Annotated in this window: 14 protein-coding genes, 2 pseudogenes and 1 other annotated feature; of the genes and pseudogenes, 8 read left to right on the top strand and 8 right to left on the bottom strand. The window is 56.7% G+C overall.

Annotated elements, in window-relative coordinates; genetic code table 11:
- Position 1: 1 nt before the first annotated feature.
- The 3 genes and pseudogenes from trpCF to CKQ53_RS14210 form a co-directional block, all read right to left on the bottom strand.
- Positions 2-1,389: pseudogene (gene trpCF / locus CKQ53_RS14225) on the bottom strand (bifunctional indole-3-glycerol-phosphate synthase TrpC/phosphoribosylanthranilate isomerase TrpF).
- A 3-nt stretch (positions 1,390-1,392) separates the two neighbouring features.
- A pseudogene (gene trpD / locus CKQ53_RS18805) lies at positions 1,393-2,992 on the bottom strand (bifunctional anthranilate synthase glutamate amidotransferase component TrpG/anthranilate phosphoribosyltransferase TrpD).
- The gene (locus tag CKQ53_RS14210) at positions 2,992-4,554 is read right to left on the bottom strand and encodes an anthranilate synthase component 1 (protein WP_085651398.1); all 1,563 of its coding nucleotides are present in this window, start codon (positions 4,552-4,554) and stop codon (positions 2,992-2,994) included. The pseudogene trpD and the gene CKQ53_RS14210 overlap by 1 nt, the downstream one beginning before the upstream one ends.
- A gap of 21 nt (positions 4,555-4,575) precedes the next feature.
- Positions 4,576-4,675 (bottom strand) — a sequence feature (Trp leader region).
- A 220-nt stretch (positions 4,676-4,895) separates the two neighbouring features.
- On the opposite strand from CKQ53_RS14210, the gene rnm reads away from it, so the two are divergent.
- From rnm to rluB, 3 genes are all read left to right on the top strand, one after another.
- Entirely contained in the window at positions 4,896-5,789 is an 894-nt protein-coding gene (gene rnm / locus CKQ53_RS14205) for an RNase RNM (protein ID WP_094117597.1), read from the top strand.
- 77 nt (positions 5,790-5,866) lie between these two features.
- A complete protein-coding gene (locus tag CKQ53_RS14200; protein WP_085651355.1) occupies positions 5,867-6,487 on the top strand; it encodes an L-threonylcarbamoyladenylate synthase in 621 nt (206 codons plus the stop codon).
- Positions 6,488-6,629: 142 nt separating this feature from the next.
- Positions 6,630-7,511, top strand: a complete 882-nt coding sequence (gene rluB / locus CKQ53_RS14195; RefSeq protein ID WP_085651354.1) for a 23S rRNA pseudouridine(2605) synthase RluB — start codon at positions 6,630-6,632, stop codon at positions 7,509-7,511.
- Between the two features lie 90 nt (positions 7,512-7,601).
- Here rluB and CKQ53_RS14190 read toward each other — a convergent pair whose 3' ends face one another.
- Positions 7,602-8,363 (bottom strand): YciK family oxidoreductase, encoded by a 762-nt coding sequence (locus CKQ53_RS14190; RefSeq protein WP_085651353.1) that lies wholly within the window; start codon positions 8,361-8,363, stop codon positions 7,602-7,604.
- Positions 8,364-8,683: 320 nt separating this feature from the next.
- Here CKQ53_RS14190 and sohB point away from each other — a divergent pair, with 320 nt between their 5' ends.
- Positions 8,684-9,730 (top strand): protease SohB, encoded by a 1,047-nt coding sequence (gene sohB, locus CKQ53_RS14185; protein WP_085651352.1) that lies wholly within the window; start codon positions 8,684-8,686, stop codon positions 9,728-9,730.
- 98 nt (positions 9,731-9,828) lie between these two features.
- Here sohB and CKQ53_RS14180 read toward each other — a convergent pair whose 3' ends face one another.
- On the bottom strand, positions 9,829-10,086 hold the full coding sequence (locus CKQ53_RS14180; RefSeq protein WP_085651351.1) for a YciN family protein: 258 nt from the start codon (positions 10,084-10,086) through the stop codon (positions 9,829-9,831).
- 434 nt (positions 10,087-10,520) lie between these two features.
- On the opposite strand from CKQ53_RS14180, the gene topA reads away from it, so the two are divergent.
- Positions 10,521-13,118 (top strand): type I DNA topoisomerase, encoded by a 2,598-nt coding sequence (topA, locus tag CKQ53_RS14175; RefSeq protein ID WP_085651350.1) that lies wholly within the window; start codon positions 10,521-10,523, stop codon positions 13,116-13,118.
- A gap of 175 nt (positions 13,119-13,293) precedes the next feature.
- On the opposite strand, the gene CKQ53_RS14170 is transcribed toward topA, so the two are convergent.
- Together CKQ53_RS14170 and CKQ53_RS14165 are read right to left on the bottom strand one after the other, a co-directional pair.
- Positions 13,294-13,638, bottom strand: a complete 345-nt coding sequence (locus tag CKQ53_RS14170) for a DNA-binding protein (RefSeq protein ID WP_094117598.1) — start codon at positions 13,636-13,638, stop codon at positions 13,294-13,296.
- Between the two features lies 1 nt (position 13,639).
- On the bottom strand, positions 13,640-15,022 hold the full coding sequence (locus CKQ53_RS14165) for a pectate lyase (RefSeq protein ID WP_094117599.1): 1,383 nt from the start codon (positions 15,020-15,022) through the stop codon (positions 13,640-13,642).
- 236 nt (positions 15,023-15,258) lie between these two features.
- Between CKQ53_RS14165 and CKQ53_RS14160 the strand changes: the two genes are divergently transcribed.
- Genes CKQ53_RS14160 through CKQ53_RS14150 form a run of 3 tightly spaced genes read left to right on the top strand, consistent with a single transcriptional unit; the run spans position 15,259 to position 21,038 of the window.
- Positions 15,259-20,292: an AvrE-family type 3 secretion system effector gene (locus CKQ53_RS14160; RefSeq protein ID WP_162896367.1), complete on the top strand. Its 5,034-nt coding sequence runs from the start codon at positions 15,259-15,261 to the stop codon at positions 20,290-20,292.
- 33 nt (positions 20,293-20,325) lie between these two features.
- A complete protein-coding gene (locus CKQ53_RS14155) occupies positions 20,326-20,757 on the top strand; it encodes a type III secretion system chaperone (RefSeq protein ID WP_085651346.1) in 432 nt (143 codons plus the stop codon).
- A 47-nt stretch (positions 20,758-20,804) separates the two neighbouring features.
- A complete protein-coding gene (locus tag CKQ53_RS14150; RefSeq protein WP_162896366.1) occupies positions 20,805-21,038 on the top strand; it encodes an EamA family transporter in 234 nt (77 codons plus the stop codon).
- Between the two features lie 16 nt (positions 21,039-21,054).
- Here the strand turns inward: CKQ53_RS14150 and CKQ53_RS14145 are convergent, their stop codons facing one another.
- Positions 21,055-21,774 carry a UTRA domain-containing protein gene (locus CKQ53_RS14145; RefSeq protein ID WP_094117602.1) on the bottom strand — a complete coding sequence of 240 codons (720 nt, stop codon included), beginning with the start codon at positions 21,772-21,774 and terminating at the stop codon, positions 21,055-21,057.
- Positions 21,775-22,035 lie beyond the last annotated feature (261 nt).

Below are 22,035 nucleotides of genomic sequence, written 5' to 3'. Positions count from 1 at the left end.
CTTATTTATGCAATGAAGTACGATTTTGTTGCGCGGTGCGTAGCGTTTTGAATACCGACTGGATTTTCCGCGCGTCTTTAATACCCGGCTGCGACTCCACGCCGGAGTTCATATCCAATCCCGCGCAGCCGAATGTGACGGCACGGTCGGCGTTATCCGGGGATATCCCCCCGCCAGCATCACATTGTCCAGCTTAGCGCCTTCCAGCACCTGCCAGTTGAAGGCCTGACCGCTGCCGCCTTGCGCGTTATCCAACACCATGCGATCGACATGGGGGCGTTCAAGATTAGGCAGGGCGTCGCCGACGCTGACCGCCTGCCAGATTTGACAGTCGTCAGGCAGTTGCTGACGCAGTGCCGCAATGTAAGCCGCATCTTCGTCGCCATGCAGCTGTACTGCCGTCAGCCGAAGCTCATGGGCGGCGGTGGCGATGTCGCTTAACGGCGCGTTACGGAACACGCCAACATAGCGCAGCGGCGCGCCGGCCATCACATCAGAGGCTTGCTGCACCGTGACGTAACGCGGGGATGACGCGACGAAAATTAACCCGCCGTATACGGCTCCCGCCTCAAACGCGGCTTTGGCATCTTCCGCTCGGGTCAATCCGCAGACTTTGTTATCGCCCAGAATGACACGGCGAACGGCCATAGTCAGGTCAGATTCCGACATCAGTGAACTGCCAATGAGGAAGCAGTCGGCATAGCGGCTTAGCGCCTGAATCTGCGCATAGCGGCTGATGCCGGATTCGCTGATGACCGTCACGTCCGGCGGCAGTTGTGGCGCAAGCGTGCATGTGCGGTTGAGATCGATAGATAGATCGCGAAGATCGCGGTTATTGATGCCGACAACCTGAGCCTTCAGCGCAATCGCCCGCTCCAGCTCCTGCGGGTTGCTCACTTCGGTGAGAACGCCCATTTTCAGACTGTGCGCCACTTCGGCCAGCTGCTGGTATTGGCTATCGTCCAGCACGGAAAGCATCAGCAGTATCGCATCGGCCTTATAGTAGCGGGCCAGATAGATCTGATACGGATCGATAATAAAGTCTTTGCACAGCACGGGCTGATGAACGACGGCGCTAACGCGAGTCAGAAACTCGACGTTGCCCTGAAAATATTTTTCATCCGTCAGCACGGATATCGCCGAAGCGTAGTCTTTGTAAACCTGCGCTATCGCGGCCGGATCGAAATCTTCGCGAATCAGTCCTTTCGAGGGCGAGGCCTTTTTGCACTCCAGAATAAATGCAGGCCGAGTCTGTTTCAGTGCCTGATAAAAGCAGCGTTGGCTCGGCACGACCTGTGACTGGAAATCCGCCAGCGGCTGCTGTTGACGTCGTTCTTCGAGCCAAACGGCTTTATCCCGTACGATTTTGGTTAAAACGGTATCCTGCATGGTTTACTGTCCTCTCGCTGCCAGGTCTTTCACTCGCTGATAAACCTGACCGCTGTGAATCACTTCCAATGCCTGCTGCGCATTCTGCGCCAGGTTTTCCTGCCCGAACAGTTTTAACAATAGCGCGACGTTGGCCGCAACGGCGGTGTTGTGAGCCGGTTCCCCGTTTCCTTGCAGCAGGCGCGCCAGCATATCCCGGTTTTCATCCGGCGATCCGCCAATCAGCGCCGACATGGGGTAGCTGTCCAGCCCGAAATCCCGGTGGGTCAGTTCGTAGGTTTCAATGTGACCATCGCGCAGCTCCGCCACCTGAGTCGGACCGTGGATCGCGACTTCATCCATTCCGCTGCCGTGGACGACGGCGGCGCGCTGATAGCCGAGCAGTTTCAGCGTTTCCGCCATAGGTTTCACCAGATCGGGACTGTAAACGCCGATCAGCGCCAGCGGCGGACGCGCAGGGTTGCTCAAAGGACCAAGCACGTTAAACAGCGTATGGGTTTTCAATTGCTGGCGAACCGGCGCGGCATGGCGAAACCCCGTGTGATACTGCGGCGCAAACAGGAAGCAAACGCCCAATTCATCCAATGCCTGGCGAGACGCTTCCGCTGACATGTCCAGTTTAATGCCGAAGGCGGCCAGCAGGTCCGAAGAACCGGAGCGGCTGGTGACGCTGCGGCTACCGTGCTTGGCCACTTTCACGCCGCAGCTCGCCGCTACGAAAGCGCTTGTCGTCGAGATGTTGATGCTGTTGGTGCCGTCGGCGCCAGTACCGACGATGTCGGCAAACAGGTAATCCGGGCGCGGAAATGGCTGCGCGTCTTGCAACAGCGCGCTGGCAGCGCCGGCGATTTCATCCGGCGTTTCACCACGAATTTTTATGCTAATCAGTGCGGCAGCCAGCTGTGAGGGTTCCAGTTCATTGCGGATGATCGCCGCGAACAACTGTTGGCTCTCCTCACGGCTCAACGTTTCTGCAGAGTAAAGCTTTTGAAGTATGGTTTGCATTGTCGTGTCCTTGCTTAATTTATGCCAGAGCCCATTCCAGCGTTTGATTGAGTAAGCGGGCGCCATGGGCAGTAAGAATAGATTCCGGATGAAACTGGAAGCCGCAGACACGATCCTGGTCATGGCGAACGGCCATTACCATATCATTGAAGTGTGCGTTAACGGTCAACGCTGCGGGAATATCGCTGCCCACCAGAGAATGATAGCGGGCGACCGGCAGCGGGTTGCTTAATCCGCTGAACATGGCCTGCCCATCGTGTTCGATGCTGGATGCTTTGCCATGCAGGATCTCACCGGCCTGACCTACATGGCCGCCGTAGGCCTCGACGATCGCCTGATGCCCCAGGCAGATGCCGATGATGGGTAAATGACCGCGCAGTCGCTGCAACAATTCAGGCATGCAGCCCGCGTCGGCCGGGGCGCCCGGTCCCGGAGACAGCATCAGCACCGGCTGGTCCATTTGCTTCAGGCGTTCAATGATCGCGTCCGCCGACATAATGTTGCGGTATACCACGACGTGGTGGCCGCTGGCGCGCAGTTGATCGACCAGATTGTAAGTAAACGAGTCGATGTTATCGAGTAACAGAATATCAGCCATCAGAACACCTCCTTGGCATGATGGGCGCTGGCGATGGCGCGCAAAACGGCACGAGCTTTATTGCGGGTTTCATCGGCTTCGGCCTGTGGGTCGGAGTCCAGTACGACGCCGGCGCCCGCCTGTATGGTCGCGATGCCGTCTTCGACATAGGCGGAGCGGATAACGATGCAGGTATCCAAATCACCGCGGGCGGTGAAATAACCGACTGCGCCGCCATAGCTGCCGCGGCGCGTTTTTTCGCTTTCGGCAATCAGCTGCATGGCGCGAACTTTAGGGGCGCCGCTCAGCGTACCCATATTCATGCAGGCGCGGTAGGCGTGCAAGACGTCAAGATCGGCGCGCAGCTGACCGACCACGCGGGACACCAGGTGCATGACGAAAGAGTAGCGGTCGACTTTGGTCAGGTCGGCAACATAGCGACTGCCTGGTTCGCAGATACGCGCCAAATCGTTGCGCGCCAAATCGACCAGCATCAGGTGTTCCGCCAACTCTTTATGGTCGGTGCGCATTTCCAGTTCGATGCGGCTGTCCAGATCGCGATCCAATGAGCCATCCGCCCGGCGGCCACGCGGTCGGGTTCCCGCGATAGGATAGATTTCAATCTGGCGGTTAGCCGCGTCATATTTGAGCGAGCTTTCCGGAGAGGCCCCGAACAGCACGAAGTCCTGATCCTGCATATAAAACATGTAAGGACTGGGGTTGTTTTCCTTCAGCGTCTGATACGCCGCCAGCGGAGAAGGGCAAGGCAGTGTGAAACGGCGAGACGGCACCACCTGAAAAATTTCACCCAGGCGGATGGCCTGCTGCATTTGTCTAACGACGTCACCGAAGTCTTCGTCGCTCTGATTGCAGTTCAGCGTCATGCTTTCCACGTGCTGGCGAGGCAAAGCAGGCGCAGACTGCGTCAGCTGGTGCTGTAGCTGTTCAAGACGTTGTTGCAGGCGCTGACGCTCGTCGGCATTGGGTGTAAACAGGCTCGCCTGTAGATGTGTGATCTGGCGCTGATGATCGACAATCAGCAGGGTTTCGGCGAGGTAAAAGCAGTAATCCGGGCAACGCTGCTGCTGATTGAGCGGAGGCAGCGTTTCAAACCCGGCAACCAGGTCATAGGCGAACAAGCCGCCGAAAAACATCGCTTCACGTTCATTGTCCGGGGAAGTCACCAGTGTAAGCAGCTGCCGCAAAGCATCGAAGGCTGACAACGAGCGCAGACGCGCATCTTCGTCTTGCATTGCGTCTGTGGCCGGGAAGGTCAGCTCTCGGCTATTCGGACGCGCTTCAACCCGCACCTCCGGCGGCAGCGCCTGGTCCAGTAACGGCAGTAGCGATGCGCCGTTGGCCGTCAGCGCCTGAACGGAAACCTGCGCCCCCATTGCCGTGATGCGCAGGGCGCTGTCTACGATCAGCAGACTCTGCAAATTCTGCTTGCTGTCGACTTCGGCGGATTCCAGTAGCAGCGTCGCGGGTCTGGCGCCGCACAGCTGATGAAATATCGCGCTCGGGTCGTCCCGGTACTTGGCCTCGGCGCGTAATAATTCAATTACTGGTTTTGTCTTTGGCATGATGGTCATTCCTTTGTCTCCATAAAAAAGCCCGCATTAAGCGGGCTTAAGGATGCTGCATATCAAATATTGGGTATGCGCGATCGTTTCGCCCTTAGAGGGAGAAACGCCACCAACCAGCACTAAATTTTTTCGATTGAATCGCCATGAGTCTGTCTCTAAACCGTTACTGAACTTGTGTACTAGTTAACTGGAACGTTATGGGTAAGTCAACCCGAAAACAAAATTAATTATGCGGGATGGATGGGAAACGGGGCGGATAAGGATGATTATCTTTCTTACCTTTTTATGACTATTGATGGCATCATGCCGTCTGAACTTATCTTTGTCCGACGAGATGGATGCACTGCGTGTCAGAAGAAACCTCCCTCCTTGCTTCATTCCCACTGTACGATCTGCACAGTCACACCAAGGCCTCTGACGGCGGACTCACACCCGCCGACCTGGTGCGCCGTGCGGTGGCGATGCGTGTTGGCGTGCTGGCCATCACCGACCATGACACCACCGCTGGCCTGAACGAAGCGCAAGAGACGATTCGGCTTGAATCGCTGCCGCTGCGACTGGTCGCTGGCGTTGAGGTGTCCACGCTGTGGGAAAATCATGAAATTCACATCGTCGGATTGGGTATCGACCCGCATCATCCCGCGATGGTGACGTTGCTTGCCGAGCAGGCGGACTACCGTCAGCAACGCGCGGAGCAAATTGCCGCCCGGCTGGAAAAGGCGCAGGTTTCCGGTGCGTTGGAAGGCGCCACCCGTCTGGCGGCCGGCGGGGTTATTACTCGCGGGCATTTTGCCCGTTATCTGGTCGAGCAAGGCAAAGCCACGGCGATTAACCAGGTGTTCAAACGCTATCTGGCGAAGGGTAAAACCGGCTATGTTCCGCCGCAGTGGTGTACAATAAAACAGGCCGTTGATGTGATTCACCAGTCCGGCGGCGTGGCGGTTATGGCTCATCCAGGCCGTTACCAGCTTAGCGCCAAGTGGTTAAAACGACTGCTGGCGCACTTTGCCGAATGTCAGGGCGATGCGATGGAAGTGGCGCAGTGTCAGCAGGCGCCCGATGAACGGACGCAGTTGGCGCGTTATGCGCAGGACTATCATTTGCTGGGATCACAGGGGTCGGATTTTCACTCTCCCTGCGCCTGGATAGAACTCGGGCGAAAACTGTGGTTGCCGGGCGGAGTGGAACCGGTTTGGGAACATCCGGCACTGAAAGACAGGCTGACGGCGTGAGCGTCAGCCGCACGTGAAAACGCGGGCGCGGAGCGTCGCTGTCGCGAATTTCGCGTTTTGAAGAGATGAGGTGGTACATGAGTCAATTTTTCTATATTCATCCCCAAAATCCGCAGGCGCGGTTGATCGCTCAGACGGTCGACGTCTTGCGTAAAGGTGGAGTGATAGTTTATCCGACCGACTCGGGCTATGCGTTGGGCTGCCAGTTGGAAGACAAATCGGCGATGGAGCGCATTTGCCGCATTCGTCATCTGGACAGCAATCACCATTTTACGTTGATGTGCCGCGACCTGTCTGAACTGTCCACCTATGCTCACGTGGACAATGCGGCGTTTCGACTCATCAAGAACAACACGCCGGGTAATTACACGTTTATTTTGAAGGGCACGAAAGAGGTTCCGCGCCGCCTGATGAATGAGAAGCGCAAAACTTTGGGCCTGCGCGTTCCGGCAAACCCGATTGCGCTGGAATTGCTGGCGGCAATGAACGAGCCGCTGATGTCCACGACGCTGATGTTACCGGGCAACGATTTCGCCGAATCCGATCCGGAAGAGATTCAGGATCACCTTGGTAAACAGGTCGACCTGATTATTCACGGCGGCTTCATCGGGCAGCAGCCTACAACGGTCATCGATCTCACCGGCGATGCGCCGGAGGTGATTCGCGAAGGCACCGGCGATATTACCCCGTTTCTTTAACGCGCCTCACCTTGGTAACATTCAGCATACAAATGGCGCGAATGCAGTTATAATCGCGCCGCAAAATTTCATGCGTGGGCGTTTTCAACGCTGGCGCATCTCTCCCCCGACGCCTGTGAAGGCGACACTCAGAGGTTGCTCAATGAGCGAAAAGCTACAAAAAGTACTGGCGCGCGCAGGACATGGTTCACGCCGGGAAATCGAAACAATGATTCAGGCAGGGCGCATTAGCGTCGACGGTAAAATCGCCACGTTGGGCGATCGCGTCGATGTCACCAAAGCGACCAAGGTCCGTATCGACGGTCATGTGGTGACGGTACGCGACACCGAAGAGACCGTATGCCGGGTCCTGATGTATTACAAACCCGAAGGGGAACTGTGTACGCGCAGCGATCCCGACGGCCGTCCGACGGTGTTTGATCGTCTTCCCAAAATGCAGGGCGCGCGCTGGGTGGCCGTCGGTCGACTGGACGTCAACACCTCTGGTCTGCTGCTGTTTACCACCGACGGTGAATTAGCGAACCGTTTGATGCACCCGAGTCGTGAAGTCGAGCGTGAATACGCCGTTCGTGTCTTTGGCACGGTGGATGACGATAAAATCAAACAGCTGAGTAAAGGCGTACAGCTGGATGATGGTCCCGCGTCGTTCCGCACCATCCGCTATCAGGGCGGTGAAGGAATGAACCAGTGGTACAACGTGACGCTAACCGAAGGGCGTAACCGCGAAGTGCGTCGTCTGTGGGAAGCCGTGGGCGTTCAGGTGAGCCGCCTGATCCGCGTACGTTACGGCGACATTCAACTGCCGAAGAGCCTGCCACGTGGCGGCTGGTCTGAAATGAAGTTGGAAGACGTCAACTACCTGCGCGAATTGGTTCAGCTGCCGCCTGAAACCGTCAGCAAACTGCCGGTTGAACGTGAACGCCGTCGGATGAAGGCGCATCAGATCCGCCGTGCGGTAAAACGACACAGCCAGGTGAGTGCGGCGCCAAGCCGTCGTAACCCACCTTCCAAGCGCAACGGCTGATAGAAAACGGGATACCGAATTCGATACGGTATCCCGTTTTAGTTTCTTTCGATCGCCTTCCTTTCTAACTGCGGCTTCAATCCCCCCGCGTTATTCCGCCGCGCCGGGTTTCCTTCTCGGTTGGGCATCAAAACTCATCCCTGTTTTGCGTCGGCTATCATCGCCCATCAGATATAAGTAGAGCGGCATGATATCCGCTGGCGTTTTCAGCTTTTCCGGATCTTCATCGGGAAAGGCCGTTGCCCGCATCGCCGTTCGCGTTCCGCCCGGATTGATGCAATTCACCCGCAGATTACGGTGGCGATACTCTTCGGCCAGCACCTGCATCATGCCCTCGGTAGCAAACTTCGAGACGGCGTAGGCGCCCCAGCCCGCGCGGCCTTCGCGTCCGACGCTGGAGCTGGTGAATACCAGCGAAGGGCTGGACGATTTGAGGAGCAGGGGAAGTAGCGCCTGCGTCAGCATAAAGGTGGCGTTGACGTTGACCTGCATCACCTGTTGCCAAATGTCGACGGACTGTTCCGTCATGGGGGCGATCTGCCCCAGCAGGCCGGCGTTGTGCAGGACGCCGTCCAGACGCGGCATCGCCTGACTTAGCGCTTCCGCTATCTGGTGGTACTGATCCGGCGTAGCCGTCAGCATGTCACACGGGATCAGATAGCTGTGCGCGCCGCACTCTTCCTGGATCTGTCGCTCGACGGCGCGCAGTTTGCTCTCGGTACGGCCTAGCAGCACCAGTCGAGCCCCGAAGCGCGCATAGATCAGCGCGGCTTCGCGTCCGATACCGTCTCCTGCGCCGGTCACCAGAATAATGCGTTGTTTCAGCAGGTCGTTTTTCGGTTGATAGTGCACGTCAATGTCCTCTTACCGTCGTTAACTCAGACGCTGAACGAAAGGGGATTGCTGTCGGCCACGCGCGGCGGCCTGAATCCGATATCGATTTTGGAAGGTATAAATAGAGGGTTTATGCCTGAAACGATAGGCGTTTTCAATCAGACTGGCACGATTTCCGGGACGCGTGTTGGAAAAAACAGCGAAAGTGTGAATTTCGTTGCTGAGGCATCGCCATTACGTATGGCATACGCTACGTTATGACACTGATGTTAGGCAACCCAGGCAGGAGCGCTGACCGAGTTAGTTTCCTGCTCGTCACAGAACAAAAGGCGGTATTCGTGGAATTAGTGGCTTTATATGGATTATTTCTGGCAAAAACATTGACCGTCGTGGTCGCCATCGGTGCGCTGGTAGTGCTGACCGTCGGGCTGTCTCAGCGAAAACGTCAGCGGGGCGGAGAGTTGCAGGTTATCGATCTCGGCGAACAGTATCGCGGCGTGCAGCAGGAGATGGAAAGCGCGGCATTGGGCGATGCGGAGCGCAAGGCGCTGGAGAAAAAGCATAAGAAAGAGGAAAAGGCCAAGGCTCGATTGGAGAAGCAGCGCAGTCGACGCGGCGATGAGATCGAGGGTAAACCGAGCCTGTATGTACTCGATTTCAACGGAAGTATGGACGCCTCTGAAGTCAGTTCGCTTCGCGAAGAAATTTCCGCGGTCATGGCCGTGGCCCGCAAGAACGACGAAGTGTTGTTAAGACTCGAAAGCCCCGGTGGCGTAGTGCATGGCTACGGTCTGGCAGCCTCACAGCTACAGCGTTTGCGTGATAAAGGCATTCGTCTGACGGTGGCGGTCGATAAAGTCGCGGCCAGTGGGGGATATATGATGGCCTGCGTGGCGGATCGCATTGTAGCGGCGCCGTTCGCCATCGTCGGTTCTATCGGCGTCGTCGCGCAACTGCCTAACTTTAACCGGTTGCTCAAAAATAACGATATCGATGTCGAGCTGCATACGGCAGGCGAATATAAACGGACCCTGACGCTGTTCGGCGAAAATACGGATGCCGGACGGGAGAAATTCCGCGAAGAGCTGGATATCACGCATCAGTTGTTCAAGTCTTTCGTCAGCGAAATGCGTCCTGGCTTGGATATTAATGCCGTGGCGACAGGTGAACACTGGTTCGGTACTCAGGCGAAAGCGCTGGGGCTGGTGGACGCAATTGGCACCAGCGACGATTTGCTGATTGCGGAGATGGATACGTACAACGTCCTGTCAGTACACTACACGCGCCGTAAACGTCTGATGGATCGTTTCACCGGCAGCGCGGGGGCCACGCTGGAGCGCTTGATGCTGCGCTGGTGGCAAAAAGGGCAACAGCCTCTCCTGTAACCTGCCGTATTTAGCCCGCTAAGAGGCGGGCTATCCTTCCCTATAGTGACGCTTTCCGAGGCCTCTGCGCCGACTCACCTGCCTTACCGTCGACGAGACTAGTCCTTCAGGGTGTATTTCTCAGACAACTCATGCGCCAGATATTTGAACATATTGAATACGGCGGTGGTTTTGCGCGAAGGGAGCCCTTCGTCGTCAAGGAAATAGTCACCACGAAAAACCAATACGCCGTTTTTTTGCTCGACGTCGGTGGCTTCAATACCGTGCAAATAGTCATCGTGATTTTTAATGAGGGTATTGGCTTCAGCCAGCAAGGTGGCGCGATCGATGAGGGTCTTTTCTTTATTAGTGTGCATAACGCCTGTGCTCCTGCGAATAAAATTCTGCGGCATTGTACTGCCTGACGCCTTCACACGGCAAATCGCCAGATTTTTATCTTACCCGTTTGAGGTCTTACGGGGGGATCGGTGGCGAAAACCGCCTTTACATGCTAATTAAGTTGCGTGGTCGCATTTATCAGGTAGAGTGTGGGATTTTCCAGAGTCAAGCAGAATAATTTATTTACGCCGTGGATGATAAACGTTATCTATGGTTACAATGCTGTAAATGACTATTCCCACGGGATCATAGAGTTGCGACGGATCAGCGGTGCCAGCGAGCCCGTAAAGACAAGAACACAATGATGTTCCTCGCAGCCGAAAGCGAATTGAGCTGGGGTGGTGACGGTTATCATCCCGTGTTGGTAAAGATTTCTTCTTTTCTTAAAGAATTCAGTAGGTAACAATAAATTATGGGTAAAGCTCTCGTCATAGTTGAGTCCCCGGCAAAAGCCAAAACGATCAATAAGTATCTTGGCAATAACTATGTGGTTAAATCCAGCGTTGGTCATGTGCGTGACCTGCCGACCAGCGGCTCTGCGAGTAAAAAGAGCGCGGATTCCTCACAGGGAAAAACCAAAAAAGCGCCTAAGAAGGACGAAAAGACCGCGTTGGTCAATCGTATGGGCGTCGATCCTTATCATGACTGGGCGGCAAATTACGAGATCCTGCCGGGCAAGGAAAAAGTCGTTGCCGAGCTGAAGACGCTGGCGGAAAACGCCGACCATGTTTATCTCGCAACCGACCTTGACCGCGAAGGGGAAGCCATTGCATGGCACCTGCGGGAAATTATTGGTGGAGATGAAACGCGCTTCAGCCGCGTCGTATTTAACGAAATTACCAAAAACGCGATCCAGCAGGCGTTCGAAAATCCGGGCGAACTGAACATCGACCGCGTCAACGCCCAACAGGCTCGTCGATTCATGGACCGCGTCGTGGGTTACATGGTTTCGCCGTTGCTGTGGAAGAAGATCGCACGTGGTCTGTCCGCCGGACGCGTCCAGTCCGTCGCGGTGCGCTTAGTCGTAGATCGTGAACGTGAAATCAAAGTGTTCGTGCCTGAAGAGTACTGGGAACTTCACGCGGACCTGCTGGCGTCAAGCGACGTTGCATTAAAAATGCAGGTCACGCATCACAACGGCAAGCCTTTCAAACCGGTTAACAAAACGCAGACCCACGCGGCGGTTTCTCTGTTGGAGAAGGCCAGCTACGTGGTGTCCGACCGCGAAGATAAACCGACCAGCAGCAAACCCGGCGCACCTTTTATTACCTCCACGCTGCAACAGGCTGCGAGCACGCGTCTCAGCTTCGGCGTGAAAAAGACCATGATGATGGCGCAGCGTCTGTATGAAGCGGGGCACATTACCTATATGCGTACCGACTCCACCAACCTGAGTCAGGATGCGCTGGAAATGGTTCGCGGCTTTATCGGCGATGAGTTTGGTCAACGTTACCTGCCGGATGCGCCGAATCACTACAGCAGCAAAGAAAACTCTCAGGAAGCGCATGAAGCGATTCGTCCTTCCGACGTCAACGTGCAATCCGAACAGTTAAAAGATATGGAGCCGGATGCGCAGAGGCTGTATCAGCTGATCTGGCGTCAGTTCGTCGCCTGTCAGATGACGCCGGCGCAGTACGATTCCACCACGCTGACGGTCAGCGCTGGCGACTACCAGCTGCGCGCCAAAGGCCGTACGCTGCGTTTCGACGGTTGGACCAAAGTCATGCCTGCGCTGCGCAAAAACGATGAAGATCGTTCTCTGCCTGCGGTGGAGGTGGGCGAAGCCCTGACGCTCGACAAACTGTTGCCGAGCCAGCATTTTACCAAGCCGCCTGCGCGTTACAGCGAAGCTTCTCTGGTGAAAGAGCTGGAAAAACGCGGGATCGGTCGCCCGTCTACCTATGCTTCCATCATTTCGACGATTCAGGATCGTGGCTATGTTCGGGTAGAAAACCGTCGTTTCTACGCGGAAAAAATGGGCGAAATCGTCACTGACCGTCTGGAAGAGAACTTCCGTGAACTCATGAGCTATGACTTTACCGCGCGGATGGAAAGCAGCCTCGACCAGGTCGCCAACAATCAGGCGAAGTGGAAAGCCGTGCTGGACGAGTTCTTCGATGAATTCACCAAGCGTCTGGAAACGGCCGAGCTGGATCCGGATGCGGGCGGTATGAAGCCGAACCAGATGGTGCTGACCAGCATCGACTGCCCGACCTGTAGCCGTAAAATGGGCATTCGCACCGCCAGCACCGGCGTGTTCCTGGGCTGTTCCGGCTATGCGCTGACGCCTAAAGAGCGCTGCAAAACGACGATTAACCTGATTCCGGAAGAGGAAGTGCTGAATATCCTCGAAGGGGATGAGGCGGAAGCGCATGCGCTGCGCGCGCGCCGTCGTTGCCCGAAATGCGGTACGGCGATGGACAGCTACCTGATCGACAATCAGCGCAAGCTGCACGTGTGCGGTAACAACCCGTCTTGTGAAGGGTATGAAATCGAAACCGGCGAGTTCCGTCTGAAAGGCTACGACGGCCCGGTGGTTGAGTGCGACAAGTGCGGCGCGGAAATGCACCTGAAAATGGGGCGTTTCGGTAAATACATGGCGTGTACCAACGACGACTGCACCAACACACGTAAGATCCTGCGTAGTGGCGAAGTCGCTCCGCCGAAAGAAGATCCGGTACCGCTGCCTGAGCTGCCTTGTGAGAAGTCCGATGCTTATTTTGTGCTGCGAGACGGCGCCGCCGGTGTGTTCCTGGCCGCTAATACGTTCCCGAAATCGCGTGAAACGCGCGCGCCGCTGGTAGAAGAACTGCTGCGCTTCAAGGATCGGTTGCCGGAAAAACTGCGCTATCTGGCCGATGCGCCCGTCAACGACGGTGCGGGCAACAAAACGATGGTGCGTTACAGCCGTAAAACCAAACAGCAGTACGTCTCGTCTGAAAAAGACGGTAAGGCGACCGGCTGGTCCGCATTCTATGTGGATGGCAAATGGGTTGAAACCAAGAAATAATCTTCATCCCGACGGCGAGCGTAAAGCCGCTCCGTTCGACAGGTAAGATGATGACAACGAGGCCGTTTTTGACGGCCTCGTTTTTTTGTCGAACGATCATATAATCCGCGGCCATAGCGTGTTGCTGTATAGCAACGCCAACGTCGATCCCCGGCAAATGACATCGGGCGCGCCGTTAATCCGCGTGACGTTGAGCCTGAAGGGCGATCAGATGGTCGGCAATGACGCGAATGATCCAGAATGCCGTTTGCCCGACATCACTGTTCAAGCCCGACGTCAGACGATCCCCCGCAGTCCCCAGAAAGTCCGCCTCCAGTGAATCCACGAAGGCGTCGAAATCAAATACCCCCGCTCGCGGTTTATCTTTATGACTTAATACCTGATCTATCCGTGTCGACACCAGATGAATGGCCTTTTCGAATGCGCGTCGTTCGGCAGGCGACAGAGAGCCGCCTGGCGTGACATGGTCACGCCAACGGGCGGAAGAGTCGCAGGAAAAAGAGGGCGTTCTGTTATCCATCTCAGCTGACCTTCAGTTCGGCCGAGGTCGGCACTTTGAACGGATTATTGACGTTGGTCAGGCTATTATTGTGGCCGGTGACATTGAGCCCTTCGCTGTCGCTTTTCACGAAGGCGAACTTGCCGTTTTCCGCATCAATATTGTTGAGGTTGAGATTCCAGTTCCCTTGCTGGCCGCCGTTGGTCCTCACAAGGGTTCCAAAATCTTTGACTTTGAAATTGTCGACCGTGAAGTTAGCGTCCGCATTTAACTGGAAAACCTTGTCGGAGGCTCCCTGCGCGCTGCTGTTGGTGATCGTTACATTGGCAGGGCGACCCGCGTTGTCCTTGACCGTTAAGGCATCCTCGCCGACGTTGGTCCAGTGGACATTATCGATCGTGGCGTCGCCGTGCAGGTGAATACCATCCGCGGCATTATCGCCGAAAATCACATTTTTAACCGAGCCGCCGTCCGCGACTTCAAACAGCGGTTTCTGTCCTTCCGTCTGGCTGCCATTGCCCAGTCCCGCCCCGGCGACATAAGTTTTGCCCTGGCCGTCAAACGTTTCCCCTGCGCCAACTTTGATCGGTTCGTTCACGACCACCGCATTAGCGTTATCGGCCGTTGGAAAACTGACGGCGGCGCTTTGCGAGGTTGCGGACGGCGTTTCCTCCGACTGAACCGGAAGACTGTCTGATGATGGGCTGTTGCCATGCGTGCCCGGCAGCGATGATCCTCCCTTAGCCTCAGGCACTGTTTCTGCGGTTTGGGGCTCCGCTGAAGGGGAACCTGATGCGCTATTCAGCGGCTGCGACGAAGGAGCGACCGATGAGCTGCCGCTGTCGGCGTTTCCGTTCTGCGGTTGGCCGAACGAACTCTTCTGGTTGTCCATCAGCATCGCGATCAGTTGCAGCAGCGTTTGAGACAGTTCGTCGCTGCTGAGTTGTCCTCCGCCGTCCTGTGTTGGCGACAGGCTGCCTGCCAGCGCGTTGCTTCCCGCGTTCTGCAACGTATCACGGCTCAAATCCTGTGGATGCGCGGAGACCGTCGTCCCTCTCTGTGGCGCGCTTTGTCCACTCTGGGGCATCAGCGTATCCAGCAGCTTGCCGAGCGTCTCAAGCTGGTTTTGCTGATTCTGATTATTCCGACCGCCAATTCCGTCCGCGCCGCCGCCGTTGTTCTCAGAGGGACTTACGCCAGCCGACGGCGTCTGGCTTCCGGCTTGCAGCGTTAGTAATAAAGCCGCCAGCAGTTTGGCTAAGCTATCTAGCGCCGCCGCGTTTTGTGTCGAACTGAGGTCGTTATTTTGACGTTCTGTCGTGAGATTTTGTGACGTGTTGCTGTCCAAACTGGCGTGATTCATGCCGGAGCCGGGCAGAGTAAGCGTGATATTCATATCTGACATAGCGTGCGCCTCGCAGGATGACATTGAGTAAAAAACAGGCTGCGGCAAATATGGAATAGCCGGTTAGCCGTTCTATGGGTGGCTCAAATGATCGCCCGGTTCCTGGCCCCGAAGGGCGAAGGGATAAGCTCAAGCTATCCACTCTCTCGTTTTCTTTCTCTGCGGAACTGAATGTGTTTTCCCAACCACTTACTCGGCAATCACCTTTTATCCAGAAACCTCTTTGGGAGACGACGATGTTGGGGAATATCAGACACATTCATCATAAGACGGTGGCGGAAGTGCATGCGCCGCCTGTGTCCGGAGAAGGCCGGGCGGTCTCTCTGGGACACACCTCCGTCGCGGGACAGAAAGCGACCCGTTCGTTGGCGCAGGAGGGGATGCGTCTGGCGTCAACGCCTCGCGTCAGCCAGCCCGCGCAACATCCTGAGGCTTTGGGATCGCAGGTAGGGCGGTCACCCAATCTGCGCGATATGAGAGAGGCCATCGACCGTGCGATGCAGAACGCGCCCGATACTGAGGCGACGGCTGAAACGCCGGTTAAAACGGTCACCACGCTCCGGGAACTGCTGCAACGTTCTCTGTCGCGTCAGTCTTCCTCCAGCGCCGGTTCGTCCCGTACGGGCAGCATGCACAGCGCGGTTTCTCACTTCAGTGAGGCGGCAAGCACAAACGCCGATCACGCGCCTGCGGCGGTCGGTCTGGGGCTTTCACTGGATAAAAAAGGCAAGGTCATTGTGGGCGATGAAGTTCCGGCCCCACTGAAAACGGTACTATCCCAAACGCTGGGTAAACACGATGTGCCGTTTGTGGCGCATCACAAGAACTCGAACGGCACCCATCATGTGTTAATGGATAAAATAGGGCGATTGTTCAGCCTTCATCACGGCAAACATGGTCTGGTGGGGTTGCACAGCAGCGTTCCCTCACGAAAAGACAGCGAGCTATTGCACAGTAAAGCCTCAGCAGGCTACTCACTGCATTTGTCTGAAACCCAGGTGCATACCGAGGCAAACATCAACGGTAAAGATGCCGGATCACAGTCGTTGCCGAATCCCACCGGCGGACTCCAGTCGCAATTGTCCGGGATTTTTCTGGACGATCATGACGAGGCGTTGCGCCTGCATGATGGTAAGTTGTTCAGTCTGAGCCCCGATGGCGTCTGGCAGCAGAAAGACGATCGCAAGCATTCGCAGTTGTCCCGTCAGGCGGACGGCGGACTGTATGCGGTGAAGGAAAACCACACGTTAAGCAACCTGTCTGCCGGCATGGAGTCGGCGGCCTTTGCCGACAAGATTACCTCTTTCTCCTCCAATCTCGATGGCCAGACGGTGGTGTTGACGACACCTGACAGCGGCGTAGGCAAGCTTCATTTACTGCCGACACTGGACGCACCCCTGGCCGAGCATCGGGCATTGCAACTTTCTCTGAACGGCACACACGCATTAGAACGCGGCAGCGAACAGGTGGATGCCAAAGCCGTCGGGCTCGATAGACAACAGCTATTGGTGGCCGATCATGAAGGGCGGGTGTTTGCCGGAACGTTGCCACAGGGCGACGGGCATCAGGTCGAACTGACCCCCTTGCATAGCCCGGATTTGGAAGGTTCTCTGGGGAAAGGTCATCACACGGAGGGCTTTGTCAGCAATGGCGAAGGCAGTCTGCATGCGGTGGTCAAGGATGCGCAGGGACATAAGCACTTGGCCGCCCCCGCGTCGGAAGGCCGCGGCTTCAAACCAGGGTGGAATCTCAGCGATTCGCTGGTGGTAGACCACAAAATGGGGCTGCTAAACGTTGCGCCGCCCTCGTCGTCCGTCATGAATATGGGGCGCTTCGGCATGATGGCGCTGCATGAAGGCAAGGTGCATTACGTGGACAGCACCACCCGCAGTTGGACGCCCACGTCGATTTCCGCCAGTCAGCTCAAACGCGGCCTGGATAACCAGCCCTACGTCCTGCACGACGGTCAGGTTAAGGCGCTGTCGATCAATCAGAAAGCAGACAGCGTCGTTCATGGCGACAGCAACGTCTTCGCTCTCAGCCACGCGCGCAATGCGCCAAAGGCGGGCGATGCGCTGCCGGGATTGGAAAAAAAACGGGGGGCCGTCGCATTAGCCGTGGTGAACCCTAATCGGTTCATCTCCGCCGACGCTGCGGGCGAAATTCAACTGCATCAGATCCGTCCCGGCACAAACCGCGCGTCGGTTCCTGCCACGGCGCTGCCTAAAGACGGGTTGACGGGCAAGATCGCCGATCTGGCGCTGGATCGCGATAGCAACCTGTTCGCGCTCAACCGAGATGGGGCTTTATTTACCTTGCCCCGCGACGCCTGGCAGGGCGAGCATGTGGGAACGGTTGGCGCGCGATGGCAACCGGTGGACACGCCCGAAGGCGTTAAGGCCGACCGGCTGGATACCACGCCGGAACATGATCTGGTGGTCCATCAGGGCGATCGTCAACAGCGTCTGACTCCAGGCGGATGGGCGGAGCATCGGCCAAACACGGCGATTACCCCGGCTCAGCCGCGCGCGGCGGAAACGGTCTATCAACGACTACGTGGTGACACCAAGGCCGTGTCTATCCCCGGTACCGGATTGACGGCGCAGCTGGATACGCAAGTGCTGGGACAAGCGGCGCAGGAAAACAAAAAGACCAACAGCGGTTTTGTCGATCGTATGCGCGCGAATGTCATCAAACTGCCGGCTGAGCTGGGGAGAAGCGTGGGCGATGGCATTCAGCACCACTTTAAAGGCCGGGCGGGACTGCATCCGCTCTATTCCGCTCAGGCCTCAGTCTTCAAACGGCTGGAGGTGCTGAATACACAACGACAACAGAGTCCGTCGATGAACCGCACCGACCTGAAGACCAAGCTAAGCCAGCTGGATCTGGGCGATGCGGGCAAGCCGCTGATGGCGGCGCTGCATCGGTTTCATCAGGATCTGGAGCTGAGTTCGGGCAACGCGGCGCTGTTGCTCGGTAAGCATCAGGGCCTGATTAACGCCAAAGGCGACATCCATCATCAGTTCACTCCGTCGGCGCTAAAGTCCGCCATTCAAGGCCTGAATTCGCACCGTTCCGGGAAGAGCCTCAGTGAGGCGTTGATGACGGCAACGCTGGCGCATCCTTCCTCGACGGACAGCAAGGCGACCGCGCTGTTGAAACAGTTCGTCTTGAAGAAAGTGGATATGAGTTACCAAAGCGACAAGCTGGTTCAGGGCGCGCACCGCGACGTGCATGATGCAATGGCGCTGACAAAATCGCGTCTGGCGCTGGACACGCTCACGATCGGCGATCTGCATGGCATCGTGGATAAGCTGGCCCAATACTCCGGCGCGTCACCGACAAAGGCGGATCTCCAGCCGATGCATGAAGCGCTGGCGCTGCTGCGAGATCATCAGTATGGCCATCACGAAGTGAAGCGCGCCACGGATATGGGATTCACCAGTTTCTCGGCGCTAGAGGCGGACTATGACGCGGTGAAAACCTTTACGCGCGCCTTCAAGGATGAACGGCATGCCGTCAGCGTGACGTCGCGTACGTCTTTGCAGGCGGGCGATCAAGAGCAATTAGCCCAAAAAATGAAAGACACCGTGCTGTCGCTGAATGCCGGTGAAAGTATCAGCTTCAACCGGAACTACAACGCGGGCGTGAGTTCGGTCTATGTGATGCCGACTCAACTGGCTAAGGTGACCATCAACCACATTCCGTCGCCGTTGATCGCCAGCGGCGGAGTGACCGGCGATCGTGGCTATAGCCTGAGTTTCAGTCGGGGAGACAGCGGTATTGAGGTGAGCTTTGGCCGTACCGGCGGCCTCAGCGCCAAGGCCGGGATGATCGTGGGTCATGAACCGAAAGCCACGGCAGAAAATCTCATCCTGGATGACGACCACACGCTGACGTTCGACCTCAGGGTGGGCGTTAGCGGCTCCGCCACGATTGGGGCGTCCCGCCAGAATGGCCTCAGTTTCACGCTGAGCGAAAAAGAGCTGCCGTCGTTTATCGATGAACTGACGCGGGGGGCGATCAATCCGCTGGAACTGGTTAAAAAAGGGACAGAGCACCAGGTCAAGCAGGGGCTTTCTGTGACGTTCGACGTGGACGGCGCGTTCACTCTCGACGGACGTGCTGCGGTTAACATGACGGATAACGACAACCAAACCTTCTCCACCACGACTCGCGCGTCGTTGGGCGTCAGCGGGGGCGTCAATGTGCTGTCCGCGAGTCACGATCACAGCACGGTTCGGGGCGATCTGAGTGAGAAAAGTACCGCCAGCAACAACCGTGTCCGGTTCTTTAATCATGCCTCCGTCGGTGCGAATGCGGCGCTCTGGGCGGGGATGGCGACAACGCAACCGGGCAAAGGCACGCTGCCGGCTGGATTTGGCACCGGCGCGTCCGCCACGCTCTCGGTCGATACCAAAACCAGCCATAGCATCGCGCTAAAGGTAAAGGTCGCGGAGCCGCTTCAGAAGAACGATATCGAGGAACTGACGGCCTCCCTTGAGAAACATTTTGGCGATGTGGAAACCCAACACCTACTTGGCGGCGTGAAAAAGCTGGATGACATCGACGAACAGCTCGCCATCGTGCACCGGCACTTTGACGCCAAAACGCCGCAAAGCGATGGTCAGTACAACGCGATGCAGTCGCTTAGCAAGGCCGTGCGGCAGCAGTCAGCGGCAAAGCAACAGGCGGTGATGCTCTCCAGCGTCAGCCACAGCGCCAGCTACGCCAACTTATCGAAGTTGGACAGCAACGGGGTGTTACACGCGCTGCGCAAGTTGGTGAGCGATAACCTGCCGCCAACCAACGCCGAACGCATTCACGCTTTTATGAGCGACGATCCGGCATTGAAAGCCGTGATCACTCATTTGCAATCGCTGCCTAATGCGTCGGCCAGCGTGAATCTGGAACCGAAAGACGCCGTGAAAGAGCAGGTGGAAAAGGGCATTCAGAACAATAGCCTGAGTAAACAAGCGATCGTCGACCTGTTTAAAGACAGCAACAACCTTCGCATTGGTTCGATCAGCTTTACCGAGACGGTGAAGAAGAAGGAAGGCTTCACGTTTCCGACGCCTATCGTCGGGGCGTCCAGCAGCGTGGACGTCAGTATGAGCAAGTCACTCGGGGAAATTCATTTCTCCTACGGACAGAATCAGGACACGCCGAGGCATTTCAGTCTGGAAGGCGACATCGCGCGGGCTAATCCAAGCCTGGCGCAGGCACTGGACAGCCTGCATCAGGAAGGGATGACGCTGGCGAAACACTGATACACGATGGCACATAGCAGAAGGAGCTCCACCATGCATTCCCAACAACAACACGTCACCCGGCTATTGCAGGCGTTTGGTCGGTCTACTCAACCCCCGCTGAGACTGGACAATGGCATTTGCGTGCTTAACGACGAGAACGGCGAAGAAGCCGCGGTGATCGACGTTCCGGCGCACAGTGAACAACTCTTGCTGCACTGCCGGATCGTCCCGTTAGACGGGCTGGAAGAGGCAAATGAAGCGGCAATGTTACGCCTGATGCTACAACTTAATTTCGAAATGGCGGCCATGCGCGGTTGCTGGCTGGCGGTGGATGAATTCAACCAGCTACGGCTGTGTTTTCAGCACACGCTCAGCGGATTGGACGAAAATCGCTTTAACGCGGTGCTTTCCGGGTTCATCCAACAGGTGAAAGAGAGTCGGGACTTTATTATCTCTATGCTGGGGCAGATGCAGGCGGCGTAACCTGCGCGGCAGGGACACTGGCTCCACGAAGGAATGCGACCGCGTTGGTGCTGCTTCCGTCAATTGGCGGCATCGACTTCGCTATTCGCTCGTTGGAAAAAGGGGATGTGAGGCGCGTCCAGATTATTGAAACCAGCGACCCGCTCTTTTCGACCCTGTTTGCATTTTTCATCTTTGGAGAAGTGATGGGGCGATTTGGGGCCGTGGGGGCGGCCTTTATCATGGCGGGCCGGGTCGTCAGCCTGCTGCGGTCAAGGGAACCGGTTCTGACGTCGCCGTGATCCTAAACGCCCGCATTTAGCGCCGTTCAACCGCTTCGACGTCGATGTGAATGGCGTCGTAGCGCCAGTATTCGTGGTCGCAATCGATGATCCGGTCTGACTGCTCGCGGTTGATACGGGTGATGAACAGCGCCGGGCTGCCTGTCGCCACGTTGAGCGCGGACGCGGCCAAGGGCGAAACCGGCGTCGGCAACATCGTGAAACGAACCCGGCCATAGCGGATGTCATAGCGCGTCTCATAGAGATCGGTGAGGGATTGCGTGAGATCGGACAGCAGGATATTCGGAAAGAAAGCGGGATTCAGATAGTGCTCCACGTACAGCACCGCGCGTTCGTCAACGCGTCGCAGGCGCCGGATCTGGTACACCTTTGCCCCGATGGGCAACATCAATTGATGGCCTATCACATCGCTGGCGGCCATCTCACGCGCTTCCAGCACCTCTGTGGCGGCGCGGCGGCCTTGTTGTTCAACCATGGCGTGAAAATGGCTGCGCTGCAATGGGTTATAGACGATCCGCGGCGGCGAAATAAACCATCCTCGACGCGGTTCCCGGTAAATCACCCCCTGAGACTCCAATTGCAGCAGGGCTTCCCGCAGGGTAATTCGGGTAGTGGAAAACTGTTCGCTCAACGTTCTCTCCGAGGGCAGACGCGCCTCATCCCGCCATGTGCCTTCATCAATGTGCGACAGCAGCGTTTGGCAAATCAGCGCCACGGTTGTCGAGGGTTGTTGCATGAGTTCATCTGCCTATTCTGGAGCACGCCGTGCACCACCGTGGATACACCGCCGTTCTTAATCAGAGCGTTATATTGCCATGCAGCCGCCAAAAGGTCTTGCTCGAACCACCCAGTTCAGTTGGGCCGGGCGGACATGGATTTACGCACCGTATACCTGGCAGGCGATACAGGGCGACTGACATACAAATTTCATCTTTTGGGGGTAGATTGGCGTGGTTCTTGCTGGACTAGACCAGCGATTATTCCTATCACCAGGAGC

This window comes from Lonsdalea britannica (genome assembly GCF_003515985.1).
Taxonomy (GTDB): domain Bacteria; phylum Pseudomonadota; class Gammaproteobacteria; order Enterobacterales; family Enterobacteriaceae; genus Lonsdalea; species Lonsdalea britannica.
This window is presented reverse-complemented; position numbering and strand designations above follow the sequence as displayed.

What these genes read in the sequence shown, in the direction of transcription:
- CKQ53_RS14210 (WP_085651398.1), bottom strand. Translation starts at nt 4,554, where the DNA reads ATGCCAAAGACAAAACCAGTAATTGAATTATTACGCGCCGAGGCCAAG.
- rnm (WP_094117597.1), top strand. Translation starts at nt 4,896, where the DNA reads ATGCACTGCGTGTCAGAAGAAACCTCCCTCCTTGCTTCATTCCCACTG.
- CKQ53_RS14200 (WP_085651355.1), top strand. Translation starts at nt 5,867, where the DNA reads ATGAGTCAATTTTTCTATATTCATCCCCAAAATCCGCAGGCGCGGTTG.
- rluB (WP_085651354.1), top strand. Translation starts at nt 6,630, where the DNA reads ATGAGCGAAAAGCTACAAAAAGTACTGGCGCGCGCAGGACATGGTTCA.
- CKQ53_RS14180 (WP_085651351.1), bottom strand. Translation starts at nt 10,086, where the DNA reads ATGCACACTAATAAAGAAAAGACCCTCATCGATCGCGCCACCTTGCTG.
- topA (WP_085651350.1), top strand. Translation starts at nt 10,521, where the DNA reads ATGGGTAAAGCTCTCGTCATAGTTGAGTCCCCGGCAAAAGCCAAAACG.
- CKQ53_RS14170 (WP_094117598.1), bottom strand. Translation starts at nt 13,638, where the DNA reads ATGGATAACAGAACGCCCTCTTTTTCCTGCGACTCTTCCGCCCGTTGG.
- CKQ53_RS14165 (WP_094117599.1), bottom strand. Translation starts at nt 15,022, where the DNA reads ATGTCAGATATGAATATCACGCTTACTCTGCCCGGCTCCGGCATGAAT.
- CKQ53_RS14160 (WP_162896367.1), top strand. Translation starts at nt 15,259, where the DNA reads ATGTTGGGGAATATCAGACACATTCATCATAAGACGGTGGCGGAAGTG.
- CKQ53_RS14155 (WP_085651346.1), top strand. Translation starts at nt 20,326, where the DNA reads ATGCATTCCCAACAACAACACGTCACCCGGCTATTGCAGGCGTTTGGT.
- CKQ53_RS14145 (WP_094117602.1), bottom strand. Translation starts at nt 21,774, where the DNA reads ATGCAACAACCCTCGACAACCGTGGCGCTGATTTGCCAAACGCTGCTG.